Origin of the sequence: Bifidobacterium sp. ESL0798, assembly GCF_029395415.1 — a bacterium.
Classification (GTDB): Bacteria; Actinomycetota; Actinomycetes; order Actinomycetales; family Bifidobacteriaceae; genus Bifidobacterium.
Map to the genome: position 1 here is coordinate 1,383,813 of NZ_CP113914.1, position 19,167 is coordinate 1,402,979.

A 19,167-nucleotide genomic window follows, 5' to 3' on the forward strand; every position below is an offset into this window, starting at 1 on the left:
TCCAAGCCTTAGAATAAGGCCTGTCACGACGTAAAAGAGTTGTGGGTCAACCGATACGGATATCGGTTGACCCACAACTCTTTGTTTTTACAGTTCTACCGCATTGCTGGCCACATTCCGGTAATAACCGTTGAACCAGCAATGGCTGTTACCGCCATTGCTTGGTGACCGTGACCTTCAGCTCGTCGGCGGACGCGTCGGCGTTAATGTCGAGGGTCGTGGCCAACGTTTCGTGAGCAATCAGCTCGCGGAACTGCTCGGCCTTCGGTGCATCGGCTGCCGGCACATCAAGCTTCAGGCTGATGCGGTCGGTGATGTCGAGGTCAGCGTCCTTACGGGCGTCCTGCACGGCACGGATGACGTCACGCGCGTAGCCTTCGGCGATGAGGTCGTCGCTCAACGCGGTGTCGAGAATGACGAAACCGCCGCCGTCAAGCACCGCGGAAACGTCGTTGGCACGGTCAGCCGCACCGATTTCATCGACCTGGTTGATCAGCGTGTATTCGCCTTCCTCGAGTTTCAGATCACCATTCGGCGTTTCGACCACAGGCGCACCCGTTTCGTCGACATGCCAGGCCCCGGACTTGGAGGCCTTGATGGCGAACTGCACCTGCTTGCCCAGTCTCGGGCCGGCCTTGCGGGCGTTTACCTTCAGGTCGTGCACGATCTTCAAGCCGTGTTTGCCGGCGTCTGCGATGGTGGAGAATTCCACGTCCTTGACGTTGAGCTCGGTCTTGAGGATATCGTCGTAGGCGGCGACGGCATCTGGGTCGTCCACCAGAACGGTGAGCTTGGCCAACGGCTGGCGCACGCGAATCTGGCAGGACTTACGCAACGAAAGCGTGCCGGAAACGACCTCGCGCACCTGTTCCATGGCCGAAACCAACGCCGGCTCATCGACCAGGACACGTCCCAGCTCGGTTTCCTTGCCTTGGTTGAGTTCGCTTGTCGATTCGGCGTTCGCACCGACATCATGCGACTGTTCGTCGGCGAGCGTGACGAACGGCCATTGCGCCAGATGCACCGATTCCCCACCGGTCAAGCCACGCCAGATCGACTCGGACTCCATCGGGGCGAGCGGCGCCATGACGCGCATGAGCACTTCGAGCACGGTGTAGAGCGTGTTGAAGGCGTTTTCATCCTCGTTCCAGAAACGTTCGCGGTTGTTGCGGATGTACCAGTTGGTGAGCATGTCGATGAAGTCCTGCACCGTGGCGCACGCCTCGGAGATGGCGAAGGTGTCGAGCGCATGCTCGACCGACACCACCAGACGACGCGTACGGGCCAGCAGATAGCGGTCCATGTTGGGCAGGCCAGCCACCTCGTCAGCATGCAGCGCACGGGCGTTATATCCCTTGCCGCCGTTGGCCGCATTGGCGTAAAGCGTGAAGAAGTAGTACGAGCTCCACACCGGCAGCAGCACCTGACGCACCGTGTCGCGGATGCCGTCGGCGGTGACGATGAGGTTGCCGCCTCGCAGGATCGGCGAGGACATAAGGAACCAGCGCATCGCGTCGGAGCCGTAGTCGTTGAACACGCCGTTGACGTCCGGGTAATTGCGCAGGTGCTTGCTCATCTTCTGGCCGTCGTCGCCGAGCACGATGCCGTGGCAGATGACGTTCTTGAAGGCGGGCTTATCAAACAAGGCCGTGGCCATGACGTGCAGCACGTAGAACCAGCCACGGGTCTGGCCGATGTATTCGACCACATAGTCGGCCGGGAAATGCTGCTCGAAGTACTCCTTGTTCTCGAAGGGGTAATGGAACTGCGCGAAGGGCATCGAGCCGGACTCGAACCAGCAGTCGAGCACGTCGGAGATGCGGTGCATATGCGACGTGCCGGTCGGATCGTCGGGGTTGACGCGCGTGAGGTTGTCGATGTAGGGCCGGTGCATGTTGACGTTGCCCTCGCCGTCACGCGGGTAGTCGCCGAAATCGGCCTTGAGTTGCTCAAGCGAGCCGTAGACGTCGACGCGCGGGTATTTCGGATCGTCGGAGACCCACACCGGGATCGGCGAACCCCAGAAGCGGTTGCGGGAGATCGACCAGTCTCGGGCGTTCTGCAGCCACTTGCCGAACTGGCCGTCCTTGACGTTCTCGGGAATCCAGTTGATCTTCTGGTTGTTTTCCAGCAGACGGTCCTTGACCTTAGTCACGGAGACGAACCAGGAGGAGACCGGCTTGTAGATCAGCGGGGTGCCGCAGCGCCAGCAGTGCGGGTAGGAGTGCACGTAGCTCTTCTCCTGGAAGAGCAGGGCGCGGTGTTCCTCGGGAACGCGTGCCAACGGGCCGTCGCCGGCGCGCAGGTTGCGCAGGATCGGCAGGTTGGCGTCGAAGACGTACATGCCCTCATAATCAGAGCAGGCTGAGGTAAAGGTGCAGCTGGCATCGAGCACGTCGATGGAGTTGACACCGGCGGCGTTCAGCGTATTCATATCGTCTTCGCCATAAGGTGCCTGATGGACCAGGCCGGTGCCCTCGACGGTGTCGACGTAGTCGGCGGCGAGAATCTGGTAAGCGTTCGGGCCGGGGACATGGCCTTCGGACTCGGCCTCGTCACCTGCGAAGTATGGGAAGACCGGCCAGTAGCGGCGGCCGACCAGTTCGCGGCCCTTGAGCTCACGAACGACCTCGTAGTTCTCGCCGAGTTCCTTGGCGTACGAACCCAGCAACGGCTTGCCAAGATAGAACTTCTTGCCGGCGAATTTGCCCTCGGTGGGCTTCACCTCGACGTAATCGATGTCGTTGCCCACAACGATCAGGAAGTTGGTGGGCGTGGTCCAGGGCGTCGTGGTCCAGAAAACGGCGTAAGCGTCGTCCTCGTCGCGCATCTTGACGGCGACGGAGACGGTGGTGTCCTGACGGTCCTGATAGACGTCGGCGTCCATGCGCAGCTCGTGAGCGGAAAGCGGGGTGCGGTCCTTCGGGCAGTACGGCAACACGCGATAGCCCTTGTAGGCCAGACCCTTATCGTAGAGCGTCTTGAAGGCCCACATCACCGACTCCATGTAGGTGGTATTCAGGGTCTTGTAGCCGTGCTCGAAATCGACCCAGCGGGCCTGGCGGTGGACGTAGTCCTTCCACTCGTTGGTGTATTTGAGGACGGAGGTGCGGCAGGCGGCGTTGAACTTCTCGATGCCCATCTCCTCAATCTGGTCGACCGATTCGATGCCGAGCTCCTTCTGCGCCTCGAGTTCGGCCGGCAGACCGTGGGTATCCCAGCCGAAAACGCGGTTGACCTTGCGGCCCTTCATGGTCTGGTAGCGAGGAATGACGTCCTTGGCGTAGCCGGTCAACAGGTGGCCGTAGTGCGGAAGGCCGTTGGCGAACGGCGGACCGTCGAAGAAGACGAATTCGTTGTCACTGTGGTCGCCGCTGGGGTTACGCTCGACGGATTTGTTGAAGGTATCATCCTTGTCCCAATAGTCGAGCACCGATTCTTCCATCTTGGGGAAGCTTGGGTTCGGCGCGACGTGCGCGCTCTGCTCGCCTACGGACGCTATGGGGTACACATGTGAATTGGTGGTTTCGCTCACCGCACTCTCCTCGCTTGCAGGTTTCATTGCCATGTCCTGCGAGGACGATGCAGCTTCACCGCGTCATTGACGCGACACCCGCACACCGCGGTACCACCCCGCTTGTCATATTCAATCGCCACCCGGGCAATTAGGCCATCGATGTAATCGACACCTTGATTCCCGAGATCGCAACGTTATACGACCGCTTGAAACAGGCTGTTTCGGGCCACCCCGTCGGTTCTAATAAGCCGGCCACACACATGTGACGCAACCGTTCTTCCGAAAGCTCCCCGCCGATAACGGATCAGCGCTTATGGTGCATACTATAACACCGGACGAGGATTGTGAAATCGCTCTGTCCGGTGCATGAACAATAAATATATACGACTTTCAGCCTCTTTAGAAGACCTCGAAGCCGTGGGCCTTGAACTGGTCGCGGACACGCTTCTTCAGCTCTTTGGAAGGGCCCTCCTTGGTCTCGAGCGGATAGTCGTAGTGCAGCTCATGCCACTTCGGACGGCCGAGCTGGTGGAACGGGAGGACATCGATATGTTCCAATGCATCGCCGAAGGACTCGCAGATCTTGGCCACGTTCTCGACGTTTTCGACACTGTCGGTAAGTCCGGGAACAAGAACGAAACGCACCCAGATCTTCTTGCCGGCCTTGTTGAGCCTCTGACCGAACTGAATGGTCGGCGCAAGCTGGCTGCCGGTCACCTTGTGATAGGTCTCTTCATCGCCGGACTTGACATCGAGCAGGCACAGGTCAACATCCTCAAGCATCTCGTCGGTCCAGTCCTTGTTGAGGAATCCGGAAGTGTCGAGGCAGGTATGGATGCCTTCTTTGTGCACCGCGTGGAAGACGCGCGAGACGAACTTGCCCTGCATCATCGACTCGCCGCCGGAGAAGGTGACTCCCCCGCCGGTGCTCTGGAAAACGTCCTTGTAACGGGTGACGCGTTCGATCATATCGTCGAGATAGACCGGCTGGCCGTCACGCATCTTCCAAGTGTCGGGGTTCTGGCAGAACTGGCAACGCAGCGGGCAACCGCTCATGAACACGGTCATTCGGGTCCCCGGCCCATCTACCGACGTGTTGATGTCCCACGAATGCACAAATCCCATGTCGCCGGTACGCAGTGCATTGATGCGATCGTGACGGTCCAGGCCTATAGGAGACTGAAAGCCCGAAAGGCCGCCCATCAACGTATGTTTGGCATACACTTTCGAAACCTTGAGCATATGCTGCGTTGTGGTCCTAAATTGAGTGGTATCGGACATCATTGCCCCTCCTTGTAAATTCTTCATTCCATACTAACTGATATCAAACCTAAATCCCAGTCGCTCGGTGTGCCTGAAGTACGACGATGATCGTGGAACATTCCATAGGTGAAAACCTGGCGTCCTCTATCCCCCTAGGTCCGGTTTCCAAGCCCGTGGAACATGATTTGAGGGGACGGAGCTGATGCTCCGCCCCCTCAAATCAACTATTTCACCACGTTACTTCAAGCGTGTGCGTCACTCGGTGACGGCACCCTGATGGAACGTACGGGAAATGACATCGAGCTGCTGCTCGCGGGTGAGCTTGACGAAGTTGACCGCATAGCCCGAGACACGCACGGTGAGGTGCGGATACTTCTCAGGATGCGCGACGGCGTCCTCAAGCTGCTCCTTGCGCAGCACGTTGATGTTGGCGTGATAGAGGCCGTGGCCATTGCCCGAGTCGAGAATACCGACCAGGTTGGTAACGCGCTCTTCCTCGTCACGGCCGAGGCCGTCAGGGGTGATCGTGTTGGTCAGCGAAATGCCATCCAGCGCATCGTTGTAGTTGATCTTGCCGACCGAGAACATGGACGGTAGCATGCCGTGCGAATCCATGCCGTTCTCCGGGTTGGCACCGGGGGCGTAAGGCTCGCCCTTCTTGTGTCCGCTCGGGAAGGAACCGGTCGCCTTGCCGTAGACCACGTTGGAGGTGATGGTCAGGATGGACTGGGTCGGAACCGCGTTGCGGTAGACCGGCAGAGCCTTAATCTGATCCATAACCGTAGAGACGGTCCACTTGGCGAGATCATCGGCACGATCATCGTCGTTGCCGTAGATCGGGAAGTCGCCGACCGTGCGATAGCCAACCACCAGGTCGTCATCGGCACCTTCGACATACTCGTTCTCATGGCCTTCGAGGTTCTTCGCATCCTTGTTGTAGATAGGATAGACCTTCGCATACTTCAGTGCGGAGAGCGAATCGGCGGCGATCGACAGACCGGACATGCCGCAACCCAAGGTGCGGTAGACTTCCTTGTCGTGCAGAGCCATCTCGATGGATTCATATGCATACTTATCGTGCATGTAATGAATGATGTTCAGCGCTTCGATGTAGGTCTCCGAGAGCCACTCAAGGGCCTTCTCGTAGTTGTCCTTGACCTTCTGATAGTCAAGGGTGCCGTCGGCTTCGGGCTTGATCGGATCGATGATGCCCTTGTCGATGACCTGCATACCGGTCATCTCGTCACGGCCACCGTTGATCGCGTAGAGCAGAGCCTTCGCAGAGTTCACGCGAGCACCGAAGAACTGCATCTGCTTGCCGATACGCATCGGGGAGACGCAGCAAGCGATGGCAGCGTCGTCGCCCCAGTGGTCGCGGATGTCGCGGTCGGACTCATACTGGATGGCCGAGGTGGCGATGGAGGTACGAGCGCAATAACGCTTGTAGCCTTCAGGCAGCTTGGAATCCCAGAAGATGGTGATGTTCGGCTCAGGGCCAGGTCCAAGGTGATCCAGGGCCAGGGTGGCGAGCAGACGGAACGAGGTCTTGGTGACCATGTGGCGTCCGTCATCGGCGAAGCCCGCGTCGGACCAGGTGGCCCAGTACGGATCGCCGGAGAAGATGTTGTCATAGTCCTTGGTGCGCAGGAAGCGGACGATACGCAGCTTCATGACGAGCTGATCGATGATCTCCTGAGCATCGGATTCGGTGATCTTGCCGGCCTTGAGGTCGCGCTCGAAATAGGTATCGAAGAAGGCGGAGACACGGCCGAAGCTCATGGCGGCGCCATCCTGGCTCTTGACGGAGGCGAGGTAGCCCATGTAGGTCCACTGCACGGCTTCCTGAGCGGTCTGAGCCGGACGAGAAAGATCGAGGCCATACTCGTTGCCCAGCTTGATGAGCTGCTTCAAAGCGGTGATCTGGTCCGAATGCTCTTCGCGGAAGCGGATCCAGTGCTCGATCTCGGCCTCGGTGAAGTCGTTGCGATAAGGAATCGAATCCTTGTCTTCCTTCTTCTTGGCAATCAGATAGTTGACGCCATAGAGAGCGACACGACGATAGTCGCCGATGATACGGCCGCGGCCGTAGGCATCGGGCAGACCGGTGAGGATCTTGTTGTGGCGAGCAAGCTTGATCTGCTTGGTGTAGACGCCGAACACGCCGTCGTTATGGGTCTTGCGATACTTGGTGAAGATCGTCTTGATGTTGGGGTCAGGCTCTTTGCCGGCCTCAATAATGGCCTGCTCGACCATACGCCAGCCGCCGTTCGGCATCATGGCGCGCTTGCAAGGCTCATCGGTCTGGATGCCGACGATGACGTTATCATGCTCTTTGTCCATGATGTAGCCGGGGCCAAAGTTGTCGATGCCGGCCGGAGTGTGGGTATCAACGTCATAAATACGCTGCTTACGCTCAACAGCAAGCTGGTTGTTGTCGAGATACTCCCACATTTCCTTCGTCTTCGGGGTCGCCGTGGCGAGGAAGGACTCATCGCCATCATACGGCGTATAATTCTTCTGAATGAAATCGCGAACATCGATTTCCTTCTGCCAGTCTCCTCCGACGAAGCCATTCCAAGCCTTCGCCTGAAGCTCCTCGGCAGACAAAGCAGTCTGATCTACTGCGGTCATTTAGCACTCCTTATTAGTGGAGCAACGCATCTTCACGTTGCGTTCGATTTCCATTGTAGAGTGGTCTTCGTCACAAACACAGCCAAATAAATGTGACATACGTCACTTTTTTACTATTTTCGCGTTTGCCTCGATCCGCCAAAATTTCCTAAAAAACCACAAACTCAATCGGGAGAACGGTTTTGGCGATTACGGTTTTCCGAAGACTTCAGCCAGCAACACTCAAAAATAATGTGACATACGTCACATTTTCATTTCAAGCCATAAAAAGCAGGCCAACGAGCTCTTATTTGCTCACTGACCTGCTTCTTCGTTTGAATAAAGAACCTTATATCATGCCTCTCAGTTCGGCTGCCCCGCATCGGAGTCGGACGCGTTGTTCCAAGCATTCCATTGACGGTTCTGCTCGTCCCAGATCAAGTTGCGTTCCTTTGCGATCTTCCAAGCGTCTTCTGCATCCTTGCGTGTCTTGTAAGGGCCGCTGCGCTGTCCGACCGGCGAAAGCTTGCCCAGTTCGGGCTTACCGGTGGAGGTATTGAAATACCATTGCTTGTCGCCATTCGTGTTCTGCGTATTATCTGTCATCACAATTCCCTTGTGTCGCCAACGTGAACTTTCTCAACCTTAGCCCATGTTGGTTGCCGAATATGTCAGGCTTGCCCGAGGGCGTAGGACACAAGCTTAGCCACGCTGGTTGTAGTCGGCGCACAACGTATTGATCGCATCCAGATACTCATACATATAAATGAATGGACCTACGATGATCAATGCGCCGAGAATGACCCAAAATCAGCAATTCGAGGCGGACAGGTCACGGGCTGGCCTGAACCGGAATGTGTTTTCTTGGCTTGGCAAGCAAGAAATGCGGGAACACGTTAACCGTTGCGTTCCCACCGATACCTCATCTATTCGCAGAAAGCGCTGGTCACCGGCAGGCGACGGTCACGGCCGAACGCCAACGACGTGACTTTGGGACCAAGCGGATACTGGCGACGCTTCCATTCGGCTCGGTCGACCAGACGCATCACTGTATCCACGGTACCCGCGTCAAAACCGTCACGCAGCAAGTCGGCACGCCCATGCGCCTTTTCGATATAGGCTGCAAGGACTTTGTCAAGCAACGCATACTCAGGCAACGAATCGGAGTCCTTCTGGCCGGGACGCAGCTCGGCGCTCGGGGCCTTCTCGATGCTCGAAACCGGAATCATCACGCCGTCGTTGAGCGGCACACCCGCCCCCCCGTTCTCGTTTCCCACAATCTTCAGGCCGCCGACGCCAACACCGGCCGCGGCCGCACGATTGCGCCAACGCGAGAGTTCCCAAACCCGGGTCTTGAGTAAATCCTTAATCGGGGCGTAGCCGCCCACCGCGTCGCCGTAGATGGTGGAATAGCCACAGGCCAGCTCGGACTTGTTGCCCGTGGCGAGCGCCAGCAGGTTCTTGGAGTTCGAATAGGCCATCACGATGACGCCACGAATGCGCGCCTGCAGGTTTTCGGCGGCGACGCCCCCGAGGTCAAGCTGAGACTGGAAGGCCTTGAACAACGGTTCGATGGGCTGGACGTCGTAGTGGGCACCGATGTTACGGGCCAGGTCGGCCGCATCGTCCTTGGAACCGTCGGAGGAATACATGCTGGGCATGGAGACGCCCTGCACATGCTCGCCGCCCACAGCGTCTGCGGCCATCGCAGCCACCAACGCAGAGTCGATGCCACCGGAGAGACCGAGCACGACACCGATGAAATGGTTCTTGGCCATATAATCCTTAAGCCCCAAAACGCAGGCCGTATAGACCTCTTCGTCCGGGTCCCGCAATGCGGCGAGCGTGCCGACCTGCTGATGGCCGGCTGCGGAATCAAAATCGAAATAACTCAGGTCTTCGACGAACATCGGAGAACGCTCGAGAAGCGTGCCGTCGGCATCGACCACAAAACTGCCGCCGTCGAAGATCAGGTCGTCCTGCCCGCCGACCTGGTTCAAGTAAATCAGCGGGGCGTCGACCTCGTGCGCACGCCGGACCGCCAGATCGAACCGGGTATGGGTTTTGCCTTCCTCATACGGCGAACCGTTGATCGTCAGCAATACGTCGATGCCCTGTTCAGCCAGCTCGGCTACCGGCCCACCGTCCTGCCAGATGTCCTCGCAGATGGCGACGCCGACCTTCACGCCCTCGATATCGAGAACAACGGAATGCTGGCCTGCCTCGAAGATACGGAATTCGTCGAACACCCCGTAATTCGGCAGGAAATGCTTGTCGTAGGTCGAGAAGACCGAACCGCCGTGCAGCACCACCAGACGGTTGGTGGGTTTGCCTTCGACATCGCTCGCCGAAGAGGTTCCCACAGTTCCGACCACCACGTAGAGCTGGCCCAACCCTTCCTTTTGCAAGGTTTGCGCCAGCTCGTCGGCCTTGTCGGCAGCGGCCTTGCGGAAGGTGGCACGGAAGGCGAGGTCTTCAATCGGATAACCGGTCAACGTCATTTCCGGGAAAACGACGACCTGGGCTTTCTTGAGCGCGGCCATACGCGCAAATTGCAGGACGGTGGCGGCATTGCCGTTGAGCTCCCCGACGCAGGTGTCGATCTGGGCCAAAGCGAAACGTAGTTGAGTCATGTCTTCATCATATCCGTTTCCATGTCGTATTCTGTCGGGTGCGCTAATGTTCCTGACGATATCGTGTCGTTTCCCTCACATCCTCTTGTCAGGCATTGTGCCGCTTTACCGTTGAAGGAAAACCGACACAACGTGGCAAATCGTTATTTCAGACCGACGGGGCCGGCCTACTTCTGCAGTTCGCTTTCGACCCGCAGCAAGGCGTTGACCAGGAATTCAGCAGTCGGTTTGATGGCTTCGTCGAAGGCCACGAATTCCGGATTGTGAATGCTGCGATGGCCGGGGCGACCGTTGGAACCGACCGACGCGAAGACTAATGGCCCCAGCTGCTGGAAGTCCGCGAAATCCTCGCCGCCCATGGACGTGATAACCGGCACAGGGGTCGCATAACCGGGCAAGTCCTCGGCCACAGGTCCTATCAGTGCCGCATCACTGACCAAGGGCGCCCCGAGCTCGTCCCATTTGATGTCGACGGTGATGTCGTAAGCGGCTGCGGTCGATTCCACGACCTGGCGGAAACGGCTGACGACCAGCTTATGATCATCCTTGTGAAAATAACGAACCGTACCGAGGAATCCGGCGGTATCCGGAATCACGTTCCACACGTCGCCACCATGGATTTCCGTGATGGAAAGCACCACGGGACGCAACGGCGAGATATTGCGGCTGACGATCGTCTGCAACGAAAGAATGGTGGAAGCCAACGCCTCGATGGGGCCGGTGCCACAATCCGGGTGGCCGGCATGGGTTCCGTCGGCGTGGAACGTGACGGCGAAGCTCACGCAACCGGCCATCATCGGGTCCCGGCTCACCGCGATTTCACCGGGCTGGTGATCAGGGGTGTTGTGGGTGCCGATAAGGGCATCGACCTTGCCGAGGGCGCCGGTCTCGATGACGTGCCGTGCGCCCCTGCCGGTTTCTTCGGCGGGCTGGAAGAGGATGACCGCAGTGCCTTGGATGCGATCGCGGTGCTCGGAGAGCCAGAAGGCGGCGGCAAGTAGACCGGTCATGTGGATGTCGTGGCCGCAGCCATGCATGACGCCGGGGTTCTTGGAGCTGAAAGGCAGGCCGGAATGCTCGTGGATGGGCAGACCGTCGATATCGGCCCGGAGCACAACCCGCGGGCCGGGTTTCTCACCCTTGATTTCGGCCACCAACCCGGTTTCAAGAGGGGTTTCCAACACCTCGATGCCGTGCGAGGTCAGCTGGTCGCGCAGGAATTTTGTTGTTTCATATTCCTTGAAGCCAAGTTCGGGATATTGATGAAGATGATGCCTGACGGCGATCAGATCGTCGGAAATCTCCACGTGCTCTGCCATGATGCAATACTCTTTCTTTTGTTTCTTATAGAAGGATATCAACCGGCCATTTCAATTTAAAACGCCGAACCGATTCGTCTAAACCCGAAAGCCCCGAAATCGACGGCAAATTTGAAGCGCAAACCTGCCGACGAAGAAAATCTTCCTGTATACGGAGCTTTGCAGGTTCGCCTCTCACTCGCCTTGCGACTTGCGCATGTCGCTTTCAACGTCGCTCAGGAACCCGCGCAGTTGGGAACCGCTGTATTGGTCCGCGAACACGCAGGTGCCTTTCGACTTTTGCTGTAATGCAGCCTTGAATTCCTTGGTGTGGGAGATTCCTGCGAGCTTCAGATAGAGCGGATTGTTGATATCGGCTTTCTTGACGATGAAGACGTTGATGTAGGGACGGGCGTGGTTGCTGTGCGGGTCGTCGCGGAAAATCGATTCCGAGGGCTTAAGCCCGGCGTCGGCGACGAAATCATTGTTCATGATGCCTGCTGCGACGTCCGGATCATTGAGCGACTTGGGGACCTGCGCGCCCTTCACCGGCACGACCTTGACCTTGGAAGCGGATTCGTCGAGATCGGCTTGGGACGTGAACGGGGTCCAGGGATGCTTCAACTTGATGAGTTTGGCCTGGTCGAGCACGCCCAGCGCACGGGAAAGGTTCGTCTCGTCGTTGGGCACGGGAATGCTGGCCCCGGCAGGAATCTGGGAGACGTCCTTGTACTTGGTTGAATACATCCCGAGCGGGAAGACACCGGTGGCACCGATGGGTTGCAGGTCCTTGTGGTTCTTCATGTCGTAGTTGGCAAGCAGAAGGATATGCTGCGATTCGTTCATGTCAAGGCTGCCTGAATCCACCGCGGGGTCCTCGGATGTGTAATCCTGGAAATCGACCAGTTGGACCGAAATACCAAGCTTCTGAGCCTGTTGCTTGAAAACGACCCAATCGGGATTGGTGACACCGACCACACCGATCTTGACCGGATTGGGGGCGTTCCTTTCGCTGCGCTTGCCCGCTTGGCTGCGTAACCGTGGTACCCGAAGAAGGCCAACGCGGCAAGCAGCACGATAACGATGACCGCTATGACGACGTTGCGTTTCGTATGATTGACGCGCACCGGCTCCTCCGGGCCGAGGCCGCCTGCCGACAACGGGCTCAAATCGGGACTGGGTTGCGTATTGGAATCTGCTGATGACATGTGCTTGCCTTATTTGCGGGTTGTGTCTTGAGGCAAGAATACACGGCAAAAACAGCGGAAAATATCAAAAAACCAAAAACAATTATCCGTATTCGTTATGACGCGTATAAGAACCTCGTTATTTCGGGAATATCCCGGCCCAAAACGGCGGAAATAAAGGAAACACCCGCTTCCTGCCGTTGAAAGCAGAAAACGGGTGCCCGCCAACGCCGATACAGTTATGCCGGATATATGCATTAGATACGGAATCGGGCTACAAACTACTGCTGGCGCTTGAGAATGCGCTTGGCGAACATGTTGGCGATGGCCTGCACCACCTGGACCAGCACGATCATGATGATGACAGCGGTCCAGGTCACAGACGGGTCGAACTTCTGGTAGCCGTAGGCGATGGCGAAATTACCAAGGCCGCCGCCGCCGATGTAGCCCGCCATCGCGGACATGTCGAGAATCGAGATGAACAGGAAGGCGTAGGCCAGGATGAGCGGGCCGAGCGCCTCGGGTACGAGCACGGTGCGCACGATGGTGAACTTGGAGGCGCCCATGGCCCGGGCCGCCTCGATCACGCCGGGATCGACAGGCACGAGGTTTTGCTCAACCAGCCTCGAAGTGGCGAACGTGGCCATGATGACCATCGGGAAGATCGCCGCCATGGTGCCGATGGAGGTGCCGATGACCTTGATGGTCAACGGCTGCATCGCCGCCAGGAAGATGATGAACGGGATGGGCCGGACGATGTTGACGATGATGTCAAGAATGCGGTAAATCACGGAGTTCTGGAAAAGATTGCCTGGCCTGGTACCGTAAAGAATCACTCCCAGAACCAAGCCCAGAATGCCACCGACAACGAGGGTGATGAACACCATTTCCAGCGTTTGGGCGATGGATTGGAACAGCATCGGCTTCAGAATCGACCAATCCTGGTCCGACGCCAAAGTGATGGTTGCCGTTGACTTTACCGCCAACGAACCGGTAATAACATTAAAAGCGTTCATCAGGCCTGCTCCTCTTTCCCGTCGCTATCCGCACTCGTAGACCTGGCAGCGTCATCCGCATTACCGGCGAGCGTATCTGCCCTATCGGCGTTATCAGCATTTCCATAGCCACCGGTCTCACTGGTGTCGCCGTTCCCTGCCGGATGCGCCTTCAGCCACCCAACGGCGTCGAAACCGCTGTATCGTAATCCACCGGGTCTTGCGCAGTACCGAAATCGAACACGTCACTGTCGCGCGACAATTCGCCAAGGAATCCGTCGATGACCGATGGCTCTCCCGCCAACTCGTAGGTCATGGCACCAATCGCATAACCGGTGACGGTATCGATGCCCCCGTAAATGAGGTTGGTGGAGACACCGTATTTGGCGATCAATCCCGAGATGTTCTGGCCAGAGGACGGCACGACCGAATTGTCCAACTCGTTTTGCGCGTCTTTTTGACGGATGAGAACAGTAACGATCCGGCCGTCCCACTGGCGGCGCATGTCAACGACACGTTCTACGTCCGGGATACCGGAAATGGCGGTGGCGATGAAACGCTTGGTAATCTCCTGCTTCGGGGCTGCGAAGACGCTGTAGGCATCGCCACGCTCGACCACACGGCCATCGCTCATCACGGCGATCCGGTTGGCGATCTTCTGCACGACATTCATCTGGTGGGTGATGAGCACGATAGTCACTCCCAGCTGACGGTTGATCTGCTGCAGCAGATCAAGCACTTCCCCGTGGTCTCAGGGTCAAGCGCGCTGGTCGCCTCGTCCGCCAGAAGGATTTCCGGGTTGGTGGCTAGAGCCCGCGCGATACCGACACGCTGCTTCTGGCCGCCGGAAAGCTGTGAGGGATATTTGTTCGCGTGTTCCTCAAGACCGACGAATTTCAACAGCTGGCTGACCCGACGCTCCTGATAGTCCTTTCGCCAATGGTCAAGCACCAACGGATAGGCAATGTTCTGTGCGACGGTCTTGGTCGAGAATAGATTGAACTGCTGGAAAATCATGCCGATTTTGCGACGAAGTGGGCGCAATCCGGATTCGTTCAGCCCGGTGAGGTCCTGACCCAAAACGCGAACCGAGCCGGAAGTCGGGCGTTCCAAGGCGTTGATCATGCGTACCAGCGTTGATTTGCCTGCACCGGAGTAGCCGATGATGCCGAAAACGTCGCCTTTGTTGATGCTCAGTGACACATCGTCGACAGCCCGCATGGGCTTCTTTTTGTCCTTTGACTTGAATTCCTTGACCACATGGTCGAGCTTGATGATTGCCTCGCTCATATTCCCGCTTCTTAACGTTCCTGCCTAGGTCTTTGTCTAAAGTTCTTGCCCGAGTATATACCGAACCGATTGGCGGCGAACACAGGCTGTCAATCGGCCGGGACCATGCTGGACAATGAACAATGTCATTGTTGCGTCTTGGCGTCCTTTTCGACATCCTGCAAGAAGCCTTGCAATTGTTCGGCACTGTATTCGTCCGCCAGCGATGCGCTGTTATCCGATTTCTTCATGATACCCGCCGAGACTTTCTTGGAATGGAAAATCTTCACGAGCTTCAGATACGTGGGATTGTTGGCGTCTGCTTTTCGAGCGACGAAGATGTTGATATAGGGGCGGGCCTCCTTGCTTTCGGCGTCATCCTGATAAATCGCGTCGGTGGCCTTGAGCCCCGCGTCCTTGACATAGTCGTTGTTGACCACACCGGCGGAGACCTGCGGATCCTTCAACGAATTGGCGACCTGCTCGGCCTTGAGCGGCGTCACCTTCACCTTCGAGGCGACAGAGTCGATATCGGCAGGCGTAGTGAACGCCGTCCAGCGGTGCTTGAGCTTGATGAGGCCGGCGGACTTGAGGACGCCCAGGGCGCGGGCCTGGTTGGTCTCGTCGTTCGGCACCGGGACGGTGGTTCCCGCCGGGATGTCCTTGATGTCCTTGTATTTGCTCGAATAGATGCCCAACGGGTAGACCGCGACCCCGCCGATGGGTTGCAGGTCCTTGTGGTTCTTCATGTCGTAGTTGGCAAGGTAGAGGATGTGCTGGAACTCGTTCAGATCGAGATTGCCGGCATCAAGGGCCGGGTTCTCGGAAGTGTAGTCCTGGAAATCGACCAGGTCGACATAGATGCCCTGCTTCTGCGCTTCGGACTTGAAGATCGGCCATTCCGGGTTGGTGACACCGACCACGCCGATCTTGATCGAATCGGATTCGCTGCCTTTCGCTGCAGCCGTTTTCTTACCGACAAATCCCCGATAGCCGAAGAAGGCAAGGACCACAACCAGCACCACGACCACGGCCGCGATGATGACATTACGCGCGGTGTGATTCACCCTGACCGGTTCCTCCGGGCTTTGGAACCCATCAACCGGCAAAGGTGCTTTCCCACTTGTATCGCCGTCGTTGTCATGATTGTTGGATGCTGTCATGCTGCCCCTCATATCGATGGATGTATTGTCGCCACCATACCCGAACTTACGCTCTCGACACAACGCAAAAGCCGGAAAGGCCTATTGACATTCGTTATAACAAGTACAATATCGGCAGAAAAACCAACGTTTTGTAAGGCCATGTGTACCACTGTCCACATACCCCTCGTCCTAACACGGTGGGAAAATAAAACTTATGACAAATGTAATCATGCATACCACAGAGGGCGACATCGCCCTGAACCTCTTCGACGACAAAGCGCCGAAAACCGTCAAGAACTTCATCGGGCTGGCCACCGGCGAAAAGGAATGGACCGATCCCGCCACCGGCGAGAAGTCGAACAAGCCCTTCTACGACGGACTCACCTTCCACCGCATCATCAAGGACTTCATGATCCAAGGCGGCTGCCCGCTGGGCAACGGCACCGGCGGCCCGGGCTACGAGTTCGACGACGAGTTCGCCGACGACCTCGACTTCAGCCAGCCTTACAAGTTGGCCATGGCCAACGCCGGACTGCGCCGCGGACGCGACGGCCGACAGCACGGCACCAACGGCTCGCAGTTCTTCATCACCACCGTACCCTGCCCGTGGCTCGACAAACATCACACGATTTTCGGCGAAGTGGCGGATGAGGCCGGCAAGTCCGTGGTCGACCGCCTGCAGAACCTGCCCACTGACGGCAACGACATGCCTCTGGAGCCGGCCGGCATCGTTTCGGTCGAAATCGTGAAGTAAGCAGCGCACGCGCACGCACACGAAGTCCCCGCCATCCACAACCCGATGACGGGGATTTTGCGTACCTAAAAGTCAACATGCGATGAAAATCAAGACTCCAACCCTATTTTACTGATTTTCATCGCATCTCCAATGCTCCGCCCAACGTGCATGAACGTTACATCTTGCGCATGTGCGGAACGGCGGAATCCTTGGCCCCGGTGAGGCGGTAGACATCGAAGACGCCGTCGATCTTGCGCACGGCGCTTAAGAGCGTGTTCATGTGCTGAGGGTCGGCCATTTCGAAGGAGAACTGGCTGGTGGCCACACGGTCGGAACCGGTGGCGACGGTGGCGCTGATGATGTTGACGCCGTGGTCGGAAAGCACTTGGGTGACGTCGGTCAACAGATGCGGGCGGTCGAGCGCCTCCACCTGGATCTTGACCATGAACAGGCCCTTGGCGCTAGTCCAGGCAACCTCGACCACCCGATCGGGCTGCTGACTTTCGAGGTTCAGCATGTTCTGGCAATCGGCACGATGCACCGAAACGCCCTCGTTCTTGGTGATGAAGCCGACGATCTTGTCGCCCGGGACCGGGGTGCAGCATCGGGCCAACTTGACCCACACCCCTTCCACGCCCTTGACCGAGATTCCGAGCTTGTTGGTGTCACGACGGCGCCCGGTATGCTTGAGCGGCAGCGCCTCCTGTTCGACATCCTCTTCGACCTCGTCACGGCCTGCGTCCTTGACCAGTCGAGAGATGACGTTCTGCGTGGAGACCTGTCCGTCGCCGATGGCGGCGAATACGGCGTCGGCGTTGTCGAAGTTCAGTTCGTCGGCCACTCCGACCAATGCCTGGGGCGTCAGAAGGTTCGAGACCGGCAGGTTGCGCTTGCGCATGGCTCGGGTGAGCTCGTCGCGGCCTTCGTCGATGGCCTCGCTGCGCCGTTCCTTGCTGAACCACTGGCGGATCTTGTTGCGGGCCTTCGGGCTTTTTACGAAGCTCAGCCAGTCACGCGAAGGTCCGGCGGTCTCGGACTTAGAAGTCAGGATCTCGACGGTGTCTCCGCTCTCGAGCACGGTGTCGAGCGGGACGAGACGGCCGTTGACGCGCGCGCCCATGGTGCGATGGCCGACCTCGGTGTGCACGGCGTAGGCGAAATCGATAGGCGTGGCGTGGGCCGGCAGCGAGATGATCTTGCCTTTCGGCGTGAAGACGTAGACCTCGGCACTGCCCAGATCCTCTTTCAGGGAACCGAGAAACTCGTCGGAGTCCGGCGTCTCGCTGGTCCAGTCGGCCAGTTGTTGGATCCATTTAAGGTTGTCGGCCTCACTCAGGTCCTGGTTCTCTTCGTTTTCGCGCTTGCGGTCGCCCTTGTCCGGTTCGCTCAGCTTGCGGCCGGCCTGACCGTTCTCCTTGTATTTCCAGTGGGCGGCGATGCCGAATTCGCTGCGCCGGTGCATGTCCCAGGTGCGAATCTGGATTTCGACGGGTTTGCCGCCGGGACCGACCACCGTGGTGTGCAGGCTCTGGTACATGTTCATTTTCGGCATGGCGATGTAGTCCTTGAACCTGCCGGGAATCGGGCTCCAGCGGGCGTGGACCGCACCGAGGACCGCATAGCAGTCCTGTATGGTGTCGACGATGATGCGTACGCCTACAAGATCGTAGATGTTGGAGAAATCGTGGCCTCGCACGATCATCTTCTGATAGATCGAGAAGTAGTCCTTCGGCCGGCCGGTGACGGTGGCCTTGATGTGCTGGTCGGCAAGGTCTTCGTTGATCTCGCTGATGATCTGCTTCAAATAGACGTCGCGCTGCCCGGCACGGCGGTTGACGAGCACGACGATTTCGTTGTAGATCTTGGGATAAAGAACTTTGAAGCTCAGTTCCTCGAGTTCCGTCTTGATGGCGTTCATGCCAAGCCTGTTGGCAAGGGGCGCGTAGACGTCAAGGGTCTCCCTGGCCTTGCGTTGGGCATTGGAAGGCTTGACGTAACGCCAGGTACGTGCGTTGTGCAGGCGGTCGGCCAATTTCACGACGAGCACACGCACGTCGCGGCTCATGGCCACCACCATCTTGCGGATGGTCTCGGCCTGGGCCGAATCGCCGACCTCCATGCGGGTCAGCTTCGTGACCCCGTCGACCAGACCGGTGACGGTATCGCCGAATTCCTCACGGCATTGCTCAAGCGTGTAATCGGTGTCTTCGACGGTGTCATGCAACAGCCCTGCAGCCACCACCAACGACCCCATGCCGAGATCGGCTAGAATCTGGGCGACGGCCAAGGGATGGATGATATAAGGCTCGCCGGAACGACGACGCTGGGCACGGTGCTGCCACACGGCCCTGCGGTAAGCGCGCTCGAGAACGGAAAGGTTGGCGTCAGGATGGTGGGCACGGCAGGCACGCACAATGGGCTGTAACGGGTCAAGCGGATCCGTGCTGATCTCGCAGCCCAGCATCCTCGCCGAATTGTTGTCCGAAACCGTATCTGCCATGCCCGCTCCCATCA

Annotated in this window: 10 protein-coding genes and 2 pseudogenes; 1 reads left to right on the plus strand and 11 read right to left on the minus strand. The window is 58.0% G+C overall.

Annotated elements, in window-relative coordinates:
• Positions 1-148 precede the first annotated feature (148 nt).
• The 10 genes and pseudogenes from ileS to OZX74_RS05890 form a co-directional block, all read right to left on the minus strand.
• Positions 149-3,562, minus strand: a complete 3,414-nt coding sequence (ileS, locus tag OZX74_RS05845; RefSeq protein WP_277156036.1) for a mupirocin-resistant isoleucine--tRNA ligase — start codon at positions 3,560-3,562, stop codon at positions 149-151.
• Between the two features lie 354 nt (positions 3,563-3,916).
• A complete protein-coding gene (gene pflA, locus OZX74_RS05850) occupies positions 3,917-4,798 on the minus strand; it encodes a pyruvate formate-lyase-activating protein (protein ID WP_277157433.1) in 882 nt (293 codons plus the stop codon).
• 237 nt (positions 4,799-5,035) lie between these two features.
• A complete protein-coding gene (pflB, locus tag OZX74_RS05855) occupies positions 5,036-7,411 on the minus strand; it encodes a formate C-acetyltransferase (protein ID WP_277156037.1) in 2,376 nt (791 codons plus the stop codon).
• Positions 7,412-7,753: 342 nt separating this feature from the next.
• Complete coding sequence (locus tag OZX74_RS05860) at positions 7,754-7,996, minus strand: hypothetical protein (protein WP_277156038.1); 243 nt, start codon at positions 7,994-7,996, stop codon at positions 7,754-7,756.
• Between the two features lie 320 nt (positions 7,997-8,316).
• Positions 8,317-10,023 (minus strand): NAD+ synthase, encoded by a 1,707-nt coding sequence (locus tag OZX74_RS05865; protein WP_277156039.1) that lies wholly within the window; start codon positions 10,021-10,023, stop codon positions 8,317-8,319.
• Positions 10,024-10,190: 167 nt separating this feature from the next.
• Complete coding sequence (locus OZX74_RS05870; protein WP_277156040.1) at positions 10,191-11,342, minus strand: amidohydrolase; 1,152 nt, start codon at positions 11,340-11,342, stop codon at positions 10,191-10,193.
• Positions 11,343-11,516: 174 nt separating this feature from the next.
• Positions 11,517-12,529, minus strand: a pseudogene (locus OZX74_RS05875) (MetQ/NlpA family ABC transporter substrate-binding protein).
• A 260-nt stretch (positions 12,530-12,789) separates the two neighbouring features.
• Positions 12,790-13,524 carry a methionine ABC transporter permease gene (locus OZX74_RS05880; RefSeq protein WP_277156041.1) on the minus strand — a complete coding sequence of 245 codons (735 nt, stop codon included), beginning with the start codon at positions 13,522-13,524 and terminating at the stop codon, positions 12,790-12,792.
• 151 nt (positions 13,525-13,675) lie between these two features.
• Positions 13,676-14,793, minus strand: a pseudogene (locus OZX74_RS05885) (methionine ABC transporter ATP-binding protein).
• A gap of 125 nt (positions 14,794-14,918) precedes the next feature.
• On the minus strand, positions 14,919-15,935 hold the full coding sequence (locus OZX74_RS05890; protein ID WP_277156042.1) for a MetQ/NlpA family ABC transporter substrate-binding protein: 1,017 nt from the start codon (positions 15,933-15,935) through the stop codon (positions 14,919-14,921).
• Positions 15,936-16,131: 196 nt separating this feature from the next.
• On the opposite strand from OZX74_RS05890, the gene OZX74_RS05895 reads away from it, so the two are divergent.
• Positions 16,132-16,671, plus strand: coding sequence for a peptidylprolyl isomerase (locus OZX74_RS05895; RefSeq protein WP_277156043.1), 540 nt, complete (start codon positions 16,132-16,134; stop codon positions 16,669-16,671).
• A gap of 157 nt (positions 16,672-16,828) precedes the next feature.
• On the opposite strand, the gene OZX74_RS05900 is transcribed toward OZX74_RS05895, so the two are convergent.
• Positions 16,829-19,153 carry a bifunctional (p)ppGpp synthetase/guanosine-3',5'-bis(diphosphate) 3'-pyrophosphohydrolase gene (locus OZX74_RS05900; RefSeq protein ID WP_277156044.1) on the minus strand — a complete coding sequence of 775 codons (2,325 nt, stop codon included), beginning with the start codon at positions 19,151-19,153 and terminating at the stop codon, positions 16,829-16,831.
• Between the last annotated feature and the right edge of the window lie 14 nt (positions 19,154-19,167).